Source organism: Enterococcus sp. DIV0574, assembly GCF_051711125.1.
GTDB lineage: Bacteria > Bacillota > Bacilli > Lactobacillales > Enterococcaceae > Enterococcus_D > Enterococcus_D gallinarum.
In genome coordinates this window covers 1313377-1326288 of sequence record NZ_JBIOMA010000001.1, presented here as the reverse complement: position 1 = coordinate 1326288, position 12912 = coordinate 1313377, and the positions used below count along the sequence as shown (strand labels likewise).

Annotated in this window: 9 protein-coding genes; 1 reads left to right on the top strand and 8 read right to left on the bottom strand. The window is 41.5% G+C overall.

Features of this window, described 5'->3' with window-relative positions:
• Positions 1-191 precede the first annotated feature (191 nt).
• The 3 genes from pflB to parE all read right to left on the bottom strand — a co-directional run bounded on the left by pflB (position 192) and on the right by parE (position 7188).
• Positions 192-2420 (bottom strand): formate C-acetyltransferase, encoded by a 2229-nt coding sequence (gene pflB / locus IGJ45_RS06510; protein ID WP_003126991.1) that lies wholly within the window; start codon positions 2418-2420, stop codon positions 192-194.
• Between the two features lie 269 nt (positions 2421-2689).
• Entirely contained in the window at positions 2690-5152 is a 2463-nt protein-coding gene (gene parC, locus IGJ45_RS06505) for a DNA topoisomerase IV subunit A (protein WP_003126989.1), read from the bottom strand.
• Positions 5153-5163: 11 nt separating this feature from the next.
• Positions 5164-7188: a DNA topoisomerase IV subunit B gene (gene parE, locus IGJ45_RS06500; RefSeq protein WP_003126988.1), complete on the bottom strand. Its 2025-nt coding sequence runs from the start codon at positions 7186-7188 to the stop codon at positions 5164-5166.
• 278 nt (positions 7189-7466) lie between these two features.
• Between parE and plsY the strand changes: the two genes are divergently transcribed.
• On the top strand, positions 7467-8096 hold the full coding sequence (gene plsY / locus IGJ45_RS06495; protein ID WP_003126987.1) for a glycerol-3-phosphate 1-O-acyltransferase PlsY: 630 nt from the start codon (positions 7467-7469) through the stop codon (positions 8094-8096).
• Between the two features lie 64 nt (positions 8097-8160).
• Here plsY and IGJ45_RS06490 read toward each other — a convergent pair whose 3' ends face one another.
• Genes IGJ45_RS06490 through xerC form a run of 5 tightly spaced genes read right to left on the bottom strand, consistent with a single transcriptional unit; the run spans position 8161 to position 12750 of the window.
• On the bottom strand, positions 8161-9036 hold the full coding sequence (locus tag IGJ45_RS06490; RefSeq protein ID WP_113849898.1) for an aldose 1-epimerase family protein: 876 nt from the start codon (positions 9034-9036) through the stop codon (positions 8161-8163).
• 11 nt (positions 9037-9047) lie between these two features.
• Positions 9048-9839, bottom strand: a complete 792-nt coding sequence (codY, locus tag IGJ45_RS06485; protein ID WP_003126985.1) for a GTP-sensing pleiotropic transcriptional regulator CodY — start codon at positions 9837-9839, stop codon at positions 9048-9050.
• 13 nt (positions 9840-9852) lie between these two features.
• Positions 9853-11250, bottom strand: a complete 1398-nt coding sequence (gene hslU, locus IGJ45_RS06480) for an ATP-dependent protease ATPase subunit HslU (protein WP_103299918.1) — start codon at positions 11248-11250, stop codon at positions 9853-9855.
• A gap of 14 nt (positions 11251-11264) precedes the next feature.
• A complete protein-coding gene (hslV, locus tag IGJ45_RS06475; protein ID WP_003126982.1) occupies positions 11265-11807 on the bottom strand; it encodes an ATP-dependent protease subunit HslV in 543 nt (180 codons plus the stop codon).
• A 25-nt stretch (positions 11808-11832) separates the two neighbouring features.
• A complete protein-coding gene (xerC, locus tag IGJ45_RS06470; RefSeq protein ID WP_005472287.1) occupies positions 11833-12750 on the bottom strand; it encodes a tyrosine recombinase XerC in 918 nt (305 codons plus the stop codon).
• Between the last annotated feature and the right edge of the window lie 162 nt (positions 12751-12912).

The window sequence follows — 12912 nt, the reverse complement described above, 5'->3', positions numbered from 1 at the left end:
GGTTACTACGGTCTCTTCGTTCCCCGTATTCATCATCTGCTCTGCTTCGCAGTCGCAGTGATTCCCTTCGGACTTTGGTTACTACGGTCTCTTCGTTCCCCTAGTATTATTCATCATCTGCTCTGCTTCGCAGTCGCAGTGATTCATAACAATAGCGGCGGAATGTTCCATCCGCCGCCTTTTTTTTGCTATTACATTGCTTCGTGCATAGTACGAGCGATAACGTCATCTTGTTGTTCTTTTGTCAACTTGATGAAGTTAACTGCATAACCTGATACACGAATTGTTAATTGTGGGTATTTTTCTGGATGCGCTTGTGCATCAAGCAATGTGTCGCGGTTGAATACGTTGATATTCAAGTGGTGACCACCTTTTGCTGCATAACCATCCAACATAGTTGCTAGGTTTTCTTGCTGTGTTTCGTCGTCACGTCCTAATGCTTTAGGTACGATTGAGAATGTATTTGAAATACCATCTAATGAATAGTCATATGGCAATTTCGCAACAGATGAAAGACTAGCCAACGCACCGTGTGTATCGCGGCCGTGCATTGGGTTCGCACCTGGGGCAAATGGCGCACCAGCGCGGCGTCCGTCAGGAGTGTTCCCTGTTTTCTTACCATAAACGACGTTTGAAGTGATCGTTAAGATCGATGTTGTATGTTTTGAGTTACGGTAAGTTTTTGTGCGTTTTACTTTCTTCATGAAAGTTTTCAATAGGTTAACAGCAATATCGTCTACGCGATCATCGTTGTTTCCATATTTAGGATAGTCGCCTTCGATTTCGTAATCTTCAACGATGCCGTTTTCGTCACGAATTGTGCGGACTTTCGCATATTTGATAGCAGATAATGAGTCAACTGCTACAGAGAATCCAGCGATACCAGTAGCCATCGTACGCAAGATATCTGTATCTTGTAAGGCCATTTCAATTCGTTCATAAGAATATTTATCATGCATGTAGTGGATAATGTTCAATGTATTGACATACAAATCACAAATCCAGTCCATCATTGTGTCATATTTTTCCATTACTTCATTGTAATCAAGATATTCTGAAGTGATTGGTTGGAATTTAGGTCCCACTTGCGCTTTTGATTTTTCGTCGACCCCGCCATTGATTGCATACAACAACGTTTTCGCCAAGTTCGCACGAGCCCCGAAGAATTGCATTTGTTTACCAATGCGCATAGCAGATACACAACATGCGATTCCATAGTCATCGCCCCAATGTCCACGCATTACATCATCGTTTTCATATTGGATTGCTGATGTTTGGATAGACATTTTCGCACAGAATGTTTTGAAGTTGTGTGGCAAGCGTGTTGACCACAAAACAGTCAAGTTTGGTTCTGGAGCTGGTCCCAAGTTTGCTAGTGTGTGCAAGAAACGGAAGCTGTTTTTAGTTACCATGTGGCGTCCGTCTTCACCCATCCCGGCGATTGATTCTGTAACCCATGTTGGGTCACCAGAGAATAATGCATTGTATTCAGGTGTACGAGCAAATTTCACTAGACGAAGTTTCATTACGAAATGGTCAACGATTTCTTGTGCTTCTTCTTCTGTGATCACGCCATTTTTAAGGTCGCGTTCTACATAGATATCCAAGAAAGTTGACGTACGTCCTAGAGACATTGCTGCTCCGTTTTGTTCTTTGATGGCTGCTAGATAGCCTAAATATAACCATTGGAATGCTTCTCTTGCAGTTTGTGCAGGTTGAGAAATATCAAACCCGTAGATTGTACCAAGTTCTTTCAATTCGCTTAATGCACGAATTTGTTCACTTAATTCTTCACGTTGGCGAATGATATCGTCTGACATCGTGCCATTGCCGCAATACAACAAGTCTTGTTGTTTTTCTTTGATCAAGTAATCCACACCATACAATGCTACGCGACGGTAGTCACCGATGATACGACCACGACCATAAGCATCAGGAAGTCCAGTGATAACACCAGAACGGCGTGCAGCTCTGATTTCAGGAGTGTACGCATCAAATACACCTTGGTTGTGTGTTTTACGGTAGTCACGGAAGATGTGAGAAACTTCAGAATCAATTTCATACCCATAAGATTCTGCTGATTGTTCTGACATTCTGATACCGCCGAACGGTTGCAAGCTGCGTTTGAAAGGTTTGTCTGTTTGGAACCCGACAACTGTTTCTAACTCTTTGTTTAAATAGCCCGGGCCGTGAGAAGTAATCGTTGAAACGATTTTAGTATCCATGTCTAAAACGCCGCCAGCGTCACGTTCTTGCTTGTTCAAGTCCATAACTTGATCCCAAAGCTTTGTAGTTGCTTCAGTTGGGCCAGCTAAAAATTCGTCTGTTCCGTCATAAGGTGTGTAGTTTTCTTGGATGAAGTCGCGTACGTTAACTTCTTCTTTCCAAGTTTTTCCTTTAAATCCATTCCATTGTTCCATTTGATGGACCTCCTTAAATTTTCTGTTCACTAAGTGTAACAGCTTTACGTGAATAGTATAACACAAAGCGTTTGCATTGCAAGCATTTACAAGAATTATTTTTAACAAAATTAGCTATTAAAACATAAAATGCAACGAAACAGCTTTTAAATCAACGTTTTTTAAATGTGAATTTTTTATTAAAGTCCATTTTTTGAAAATGTGAAAAATTAATTATATAGAAAAAAACACGCGTCTGTATTGGTACAGATACGTGTTTTACATTTAACTTATAGTACAGAATCTTCTTGAATCGCAGGATCAATCACTCGAGCAACTTCATGGATCAAGCCGCCGGATTTTTCATCGGTAACAAAGGACCCATTCGATGTCCGGTCATTGATTGGGATTTGATTCGTCTCGATCTCGATCATTTGCCCCTTTTGAGTAGTCAAAATCAGGGATTGGTTTTCACCGCTTCCCATATAAACAATCCGATGAGGATTTTTCTTTAACTCTCTGAGAACCATCAGTCCTCGTTTCGCTCGTCCTAACTGACTGATTTCTTGAGCCAGCATTCGTTTGACCGCCCCTCGCTGAGTGACCATGATTACAGGCGTATCTCCTTCCGAGTAAACCAATAATCCATTGACGATCTGATCATCTTCTTTAAGATTCATCGCTTTGACTCCAGCAGCTTTTGGTCCTACAACAGGCACTTCGGCTAATGGATAGCGTAGGCCAAAAGCACGATAACTAACTAGAAAGACATCCAACGGCTCATTTTGATCCGCTAAATACACGTTGACAAGTTCATCGGCCTCATCTTTTAGTTTCATCATAGTCAATGGCCGACTCTTGTACGTACGCCAAGGTTCAAATTCTGTCATTCTTGTTTGTTTAATCATACCGTTTTTGCTAATCAGCACGAAATTCTTTTGCGGATCAAGTTCTTGATAGGTGAATACAGCTAAAATGGTTTCTTCAGTCGCTAGATTCATTACCGTTTGCGAAATATGTTCCCCTAGATCTTTCCATTTGAGATCCGGCAACTCATGAATGGGGCGATAAATGACGTTCCCTTTATTGGTCACCAGCAACAAATGATCCAATGTGCTTGCTTGCCCGCTATAAAGCAGTGCATCGCCTTCTTTCATGCCTAACTCTTCTGGCTTAGAAGCGCCATAAGACCGCAAGCTGCTGCGTTTGACATAGCCATCTGTCGTAACAGTTACCACAACATCTTCTTGGGCGACAAGTACTTGGGTCTCGATTTTGATTTCTTGGATCTCTGCTTCAATCTCGGTCATCCGATCAGAGTGATATTTCTTCTTGATTTCTCTTAGCTCTTTTTTGATGACTTTTAATAATTCCGTTTCTTCATTCAAAATTTTCGTCAATTCGCGAATCGTTTCAGCTAATTCTTGGGCTTCTGCCTGTAATTGCGTGATATCTGTATTAGTCAAGCGATACAATTGCAATGTTACAATGGCTTCTGCCTGTTCTTCTGTAAACCCATGCTGAACGACCAGATTATTTTTTGCATCTTTTTTGTCTTTACTGCTGCGGATTGTCGCGATCACTTCATCGAGGATCGAAAGAGCCTTCATCAACCCATCAACGATGTGCTGACGTTTCTGCGCTTTCTTCAGCTCATAGCGGCTCCGCTTAGCAATGACTTCCCGACGGTGTTTCACATAACTTTCTAAGATATGTTTCAACCCGACTTGCTGCGGCCGCATTTCATCGATGGCTACCATGTTGAAATTGTAGTTGATTTGCAGTTCCGTATTTTTAAATAGATAGTTCAAAATTCCTTGAGCATTGGCATCTTTTTTCAGCTCAACCACAATTTGCAAACCGGTACGGTCCGTTTCGTCCCGGACCTCGGCAATCCCATCGATTTTTTTGTTTAAACGAATCTCATCCATTTTTTTGACCAGATTCGCTTTATTGACTTCGTAAGGAATCTCATTGATGACAATTTGCTGTTTGCCGCCTTTGATATCTTCGATTCTAGTCTTTGAACGTAAGATCACTTTCCCACGACCTGTTTCATATGCCTTCTTGATTTCTTCTTTTCCTTGTAAGATGCCGCCAGTTGGGAAATCTGGACCTGGAATGAATTCCATCAATTTATCCAATGAGGCGTTCGGGTGATCAATCAAATAAATCGTTCCGTCAATGACTTCACTTAAATTGTGTGTGGGAATTTCAGTTGCATAACCGGCAGAGATCCCTGTCGACCCGTTGACCAGCAGATTGGGATATTTTGCTGGCAAAACAGTTGGTTCCTTTTCGGTATCGTCAAAATTCCAAACTAACTCAACGGTATCTTTTTCAATATCCTTCAATAATTCTCCGCTTAATTCAGACAAACGGGCTTCTGTATAACGCATAGCTGCTGGCGGATCACCATCCATACTCCCGTTATTCCCGTGCATTTCGATCAGGATTTGTCTTAATTTCCAGTCTTGACTCATACGGACCATGGCTTCATAAATACTGGAATCTCCATGGGGATGAAAATTCCCCATGATATTCCCTACAGATTTTGCGGACTTACGAAATCCTTTGTCATAAGTATTTCCATCTTGATTCATGGCAAACAAAATTCGTCGCTGAACGGGCTTTAGGCCATCTCGAATATCCGGTAATGCCCGTTCTTGGATAATATATTTAGAGTATCTGCCGAAACGGTCCCCCATCACTTCTTCTAATGTTAATTCTTGTATATTGTTTTTATGTTCCAAGAGATCCCCTCCTAATCCTCAGACAAGCTGATTGCTGAAATTTGCTCAGCTTCTTGTAATTTTTCTTCGACCAATCCAGGGATCGTCTCTTCTTTTTTCTCTAAAATACTGCCGTCTTCTTCCAAGCTGAATTGGACATGGCTTTCGATCCACTTCCGCCGCGGTTCTACTTTATCACCCATCAATGTAGTAACCCGTCGTTCCGCTTGTGCCGCATCATCGATTCGAACACGGATCAATGTTCTTGTTTCTGGGTCCATCGTAGTCTCCCAAAGTTGATCTGCATTCATCTCACCTAACCCTTTGTACCGTTGCAGCATATAGCCTTTACCAATTTTTTTGGTCACCGCGTTTAATTCGTCATCTGTCCAGGCATATTCAACTACGGCTTTTTTGCCTAGGCCTTTTGAAACTTTGTACAAAGGCGGCAATGCAATATAAACTTTGCCAGCTTCGATCAATGGTTTCATATAGCGATAAAAGAAGGTCAGCAACAAGACTTGGATATGAGCACCATCTGTATCTGCATCGGTCATGATGATCACTTTGTCATAATTGCAGTCTTCGATCGAAAATTCTGGACCAACACCTGCGCCGATCGTGTAGATCATAGTATTGATTTCTTCATTTTTCAAAATGTCTTGCATTTTGGCTTTCTCGGTATTGATGACTTTTCCACGTAACGGAAGAATTGCTTGAAACTTACGGTCTCGGCCTTGTTTGGCTGATCCACCAGCCGAGTCTCCTTCGACTAAGTACAACTCATTTTTTTTCGGATTACGAGACTGGGCTGGTGTCAATTTTCCAGATAACAACGATTCGCCCTTTTTGCGTTTTTTCCCACTGCGGCTTTCTTCTCGTGCTTTCCGAGCAGCTTCCCGCGCTTCCCGAGCCTTGATGGCTTTACGGACAAGCATTTGGCTCATCTCGCTATTTTCTTGCAAGTAATAACCCAGTTGTTCACCAATCACATTGTCTACCGCATTTCGTGCGATCGGCGTTCCTAGTTTTTCTTTTGTTTGACCTTCAAATTGAAGCAGATTCTCTGGTACCCGAATCGACAGAACTGCCGCTAAACCTTCCCGAAAATCACTGCCTTCCAGATTTTTGTCCTTTTCTTTCAGCAGGCCGACCTTTCGAGCATATTCATTGAAAGCTTTAGTCATAGAGATCTTCATTCCCACTTCATGGGTACCGCCGTCTTTCGTACGCACGTTATTTACAAATGATAGGACATTTTCGGAATACCCATCATTATATTGGAAAGCAACTTCCACTTCGATTGCTTCTTTTGTGCCAGAAAAATACACAACAGGCGTCAATGTATCTTTTTCTTCGTTTAAATAATCAACAAACTCTTTGATTCCTTCTTCAAATAAAAAGACCTCTTGCTGCAATTCAGCCCGCTCATCTGTTAGGGTGATTTTCACTCCTCTTAATAAGAAAGCTGATTCTCGCAATCGTTCTGCTAACGTGTCATAAGAAAATTTCGTTGTTGTAAAAATCGTGTCATCCGGCTTGAAACGTACGGTTGTTCCAGTTGCTTTCCGCGTCTTTCCGATTTTTTTCAATGTACCGTCAGGTTTGCCACCATCTTTGAATTTCTCTTGGTATTCGATACCATCTCGTACGATAGAAACTTCTAGCCAGCTTGATAGCGCATTTACGACACTGGCACCCACTCCGTGGAGTCCGCCTGATGTCTTATAGCCCCCTTGGCCGAATTTGCCGCCAGCATGCAGTACAGTAAAGATGACTTCGACTGTTGGGATTCCTGAAGCATGCATTCCCACCGGCATTCCACGACCATTGTCTCGCACACTGATACTATTGTCTTTGTGGATAGTGACATCAATTTCATTCCCGAATCCTGATAGTGCTTCGTCGACCGCATTATCAACGATTTCGTAGACCAAATGGTGCAAGCCTCGGCCGTCAGTCGATCCGATATACATACCAGGTCGCTTTCTCACTGCCTCCAAGCCTTCTAGGACTTGTATCGAGGCATCATTATACTCTGTGGTTTTCTTTGCCAAAGCCACCGCTCCTTTAACTAAATTAAGTGGGTTTCCGCGGAAACCCAACATGAATGATTCGCAAAAAAAATCTTAACATAAAATCGGCTTTTTTCAAGCGAACATTTTTCTAAACTATCTTATCCTTTTTCCTACCGTTCGACAAGGCAAAGTCACTTTTAGCTTTTGGATGATCCATCTATCATTGCTCGTTTATCCATAGCTTCAGTATTTTCTTATTGTTGCTGCGACGGTTTCATGCTAAAATTGCTCTAGACTTTCAAGGAAAGTGGGTTATCATGAAGACGATTCTGTTACTATTTATTGCTTATTTGCTCGGTTCGATTCCCTCTGGTGTCTGGATCGGTCAGCTATTCTTCAAAAAAGACATTCGCCAATTTGGCAGCGGGAATACAGGAACTACGAATACCTTTCGTGTTCTTGGCAAATCAGCTGGCGTCATTGTTTTATTGATGGATATTCTGAAAGGTACCTTGGCTACTTGTTTGCCGGCGATCTTTTCAGTCACAACAATCAATCCTCTTTGGTTTGGTGTTTGTGCTATTCTAGGTCACACGTTTCCAATTTTTGCCAAGTTCAAAGGCGGGAAAGCGGTGGCGACCAGCGCAGGCATGCTTTTAGGCTACAATCCAATTTTCTTCATTTATTCAGCGCTTATTTTTGTGATTTGTTTGTTCATAACCAGCATGGTCAGCCTGACAAGTATGATTGCAGCCTGCTTGATCACTTTGTCGACAATCCTATTGCCTTATGTCGCACCAATGATTTTACCAAAACAAAATTGGTTATTGACGTGTATCGCAATTGGTGTCACCTGTTTTATTTTTATCCGTCATCGTGAAAATATCAAGCGGATCAAAGACGGCACAGAGAGCCGTATCTCTTTTGGTCTTAATAAAAAAGAATAGGAGAAGCTGGGAAAAGTCATTCATGACTTTCGTCCCAGCTTCTTTTTTTCTTATTCACATAGGCTTACTTAACTGTGATCGAATATTTCGTTTCAAATTGCTCGTTGGCTGCCAAGCGTTGGATTCCTGTTTTTTCATGTAGTTCGCCACTAGTCTCTAAGGTATCTGCAATACCTACCCATGGCTCAATACATAAAAAAGGAGATTCTACTGGATAAGTCGTCCAAAAGCCAACGTAAGGCATATTATTATAGCTCAATGTCACACTGTGAGGAGATTTTTCACTGCGGATCGAAAATGAATTCAACCCTTTCGTTTCATAAATCAAGGCATCGTTCTTAAACATCTCATGAGTCAACCGTAGATCAGTGTTCGTTTGTCCCAATGTCCGCTGCTCCAGATCGATATAATTGCCTACCAACGGCAATTTTACACGAGATTTCTTAGGTGAGAATGTGAGATAAAAATCTTCAAATACATTATCCTCTCCTAACGGTACATTGAATGCAGGATGACCACCGATAGAGAAGAACATGTCTTCCTGACTATCATTTACGACTTGATACTTGACTACAAGACCGTCTCCACCTAATTCGTAACTAACAAACAACTGAAAATCAAAGGGATAGTTGCTCTTTGTCTCCTCACTGCTAGCTAGTAGTAAACGAACATAATCTACTTTGTGCTCCACGACTTCAAACATCATGTCTCGAGCAAAACCATGCCGTGGCAGATGATACGTTTCACCTTTGTAGCGGTATTGATTGTCCTTCAACGCACCCACTATCGGAAATAAGATTGGTGCATGCTTTCCCCAATGTGCAGGATCAGCTTGCCAAATATATTCTAAGTTGGTATTCACATCAATCAAACTTTGCAGTTCGGCTCCTTTTTCGGCAATTGTTGCCTGCAAATGCCCTGCGCTGATCGTAACTGTCATATCGCCATCTCCTAATATTGATGTTTGTTCAATTCCTCTTTGAAACGACTATTCAACACTTTTAAATAAGTTCCTTTCATTCCCAAGGAACGTGACTCAATAATACCTGCTGATTCCAGTTTGCGCAATGCATTTACAATAACAGAACGTGTAATACCGATTCGATCCGCAATACTAGAAGCGGTCAAACGTCCTTCATCCCCTTCTAATGCTTCAAAAATCGCTTGGACAGCTTTCAATTCGCTGTATGACAGTGTATTGATCGCCATTTGTACGGCAGTCGCACTACGAACGTCTTCTTCGATATTGCGGGATTTTTGATAAAGAAACTGCATGCCAACTACAGTTGCACTGTATTCTGCTAAGACAAGATCATCGTCATCGAACGTTTTTTCAATCCGAGACAAAATGATCGTGCCCAACCGTTCGCCTGCACCATAAATGGGCACGATTGTTGTTAAACCATTCGGATATAACTCCCGCATCTCAATAGGAAAAGCAGTCATATCGTTGCTGATGGGAACATTTGCTTCTGTCGAAGATAAATTATCTACTAAACTTGTATAATTTTTAGGAAACTGTTTTTCTACAAACATCTTTTTGATACGTTCATTGTTGACATCATGCGTCTCAACGAATCCCAACACACTACCGTCACTACTGATAATATAAGCATTGCTATCGAGTATGTCACCTAAAATAACCGCCATTTTATCATAAGGCAAATCAGATGCCAGATTGAAGGTATTTTTTTGTTGCAGTAATTCATTGATTTGTCGTGTCTTTTCTAAAAGTGTTTTCATTGGTTCTCTCCCTTTATAAAATATACCGGCTTAGGTCTTCATCTTTGGCAATAGAAGCAAGTTTGTCTTCAACGTACGCTTCTGTAATAGTGATTTCTCCCATTTGCATGTCGGATGCTTCAAACAATAAGTCTTCAAGTAACTTTTCTAGAATTGTGTGTAAGCGACGGGCGCCAATGTTATCTGTATCGCGATTCACTTGAAAGGCAATTTCCGCAATTTTTTGGATTGCTTCCAGCGTAAAAGTGACTGTCACATTCTCTGTCCCCAACAAGGCAATATACTGCTTGATCAAAGCATTGTTTGGCTCCGTCAGGATCTTGACAAAGTCTTCTTTCGTTAAATCATCAAGTTCTACACGAATCGGGAAGCGTCCTTGTAATTCAGGGATCAAATCACTTGGTTTTGACAAATGAAAGGCACCTGAAGCAATGAATAGGATATGGTCAGTTTGTAAAGGGCCGTATTTCGTGTTGACTTGTGATCCTTCTACGATCGGTAAAATATCCCGTTGCACACCTTCACGAGAAACTTCGCCTGATTGTTGCGATTTTGATGTGATCTTATCGATTTCATCAAGGAAGATGATCCCGCTAGATTCGGCTAAACGCAATGCCGCACTATGGATATCCGCATCATTCACTAATTTTGAAGATTCCTCTTGGATCAATAATTCTCGAGCTTCTTTTACCGTTACTGTCCGTTCGATTTTCTTTTGCGGTTTCAATGCACCTAATGTTTCATTCAAATCGATCCCCATTTGTTCCAATCCATTGTTCATCATTGGTGACTGTGTTTTTGGTTCATCCACCTGGATCGTTACTTCACGATTGTCCAATAAGCCTTTTTCTAATTGCTCATAAATGGCTTGACGGTTGCTGCGGATTTCGTCCGTCAGTTCTTCTTTTGGTTCTTCTGCCTGCTGACCAGGATTGAACATATTCATCATTTGTTCATATGGATTCGTGGATTTCTTTTGCTCTTTTTTGATTCCAGGTACCAGTACTTTAACCAGTCGACGATTGGCTTTCTTTTCTGCCTGCAGCCGAACGTTTTTGTATTGCTCTTTTTTTACGATCTGGATGGCATTTTCCACAAGATCCCGAATCATTGATTCCACGTCACGTCCGACATAACCGACTTCGGTGAACTTAGTTGCTTCTAATTTAACGAAAGGCGCATCAACGATCTTCGCTAATCGGCGAGCAATTTCTGTTTTTCCGACACCAGTCGGTCCGATCATTAAAATATTCTTCGGCGTCACATCTTGCTGCATTTTCTCATCCAACTGGAGACGACGGTAGCGATTACGTAAAGCTACTGCAACAGATTTCTTGGCACTAGTTTGGCCAACAATGTATTGATCTAATTCTTTGACGATTTCTTTTGGTGATATATTTTGATTTGTCATAGCTTCATCCCTCTTTAAAACTCTTCAACAATAATGTTGTGATTGGTAAAGACACAAATATCAGCGGCGATATTCAATGCTCCTTCAGCAATTTCTTTTGCAGAAAGATCACCGCCGTAACGTTTCATCGCTCTAGCTGCAGCGAGTGCATAATTGCCGCCAGAACCGATAGCCAAAATCCCTTCATCTGGTGAAATGACTTCTCCTGTCCCAGAAACCAAGAGCATTTCTTCCTGATTCATCACGATCAGCATTGCTTCTAGTTTCTGCATCGATTGCTGTGTCCGCCATTCTTGCGCTAACTCAACAGCAGCACGTTGTAAGTTGCCGTTGTATTCATTGAGTTTTCCTTCAAATTTTTCTTCCAGTGTGAAAGCATCTGCCACACTTCCAGCAAATCCAACTACGACTTCACCGTTATAGATTCGGCGTACTTTGCGTGCCGTCCCCTTCATGACGACTTGTTCTCCCATTGTTACTTGACCATCTCCGGCCATTGCGAATTTGCCATCTTTTTCAACAGCACAAATCGTTGTTGAATGAAAAGGTGATTTCATAATTCTTTCCTCCTGTCGCCAATTTTTAAGCTCTTGGATGAAATTGGCGGTAATTTTTTTGCAAGCTGTCTTTTGTGACATGGGCATAGATCTGCGTCGTAGATAAGTTGGCATGGCCTAACAATTCTTGAACGGTCCGCATATCAGCCCCGTGATTTAATAAGTGAGTGGCAAATGTGTGCCTCAACATGTGGGGGTGGATCTTGCTGTCCAAACTACTTTTGCGAATGATTTGATTCAACACATACTCAATCCCCGTCGCTGTGATTCCGTCACCTAAATGATTGACGAAAACAATCTCATGCCGTTTGTGGTGTTTCTCCATCAACTGTTGGCGTCCAGCTGAGACATAGTCTCGCAACGCTTCTTGCGCATAGCTGCCAAAAGGAACATAACGATCCTTGTTTCCTTTCCCATGGATCAACAATACACCATTCTCCCAATCAACGTCTGACAAGGTTAGGTTGCTGCATTCGCTGACCCGCAGTCCGGATCCATACAGGATCTCCAACAAAGCTCGATTTCGTTGCTGCAAAGGTTCGTGCCCTTTTACACTTTCAAAAAGTGCCTCCATTTCTTTTTCATAAAAAAAACGCGGTAATTTTGCGTTCTTTTTCTTTAAGTGAATATAAGCGAATGGATTTTCTTTAATGACTTCGTGTTTCGTTAAAAAGTGATAGAACGACCGCAAACTGGCCATTTTACGGCTGATCGAATTGCGACTGTAATTGCGCTCATTCAAAAAACTAAGGTATACTCTGACGTCACGGTGATCAATGGCAAGAAAGTCTTCATTGCCAGACTCTTTTAAAAAACGAAAGAAATCCTCCATGTCTTCTTGGTAAGCAGACTTGGTCTTATCAGAATAGCCTCGTTCAACAATTAGATAACGAAAAAAATCATTTTGAAGTTCGTTCTCCGGCAAACTAATCCCCCATTTCATGACTCGAAATAACTGTATCATAGAGTTTTAAAAAAAACAAACGAATTGTCAGAATTTAACCAATATTTCAAAGTTTAGACATAATTATGAAAATTCTTTAAGGGAGAATTTAGAAAAGATCCGCAGGTTTCTCGAAGCTTTTTTTGATTGTTATGATTTACA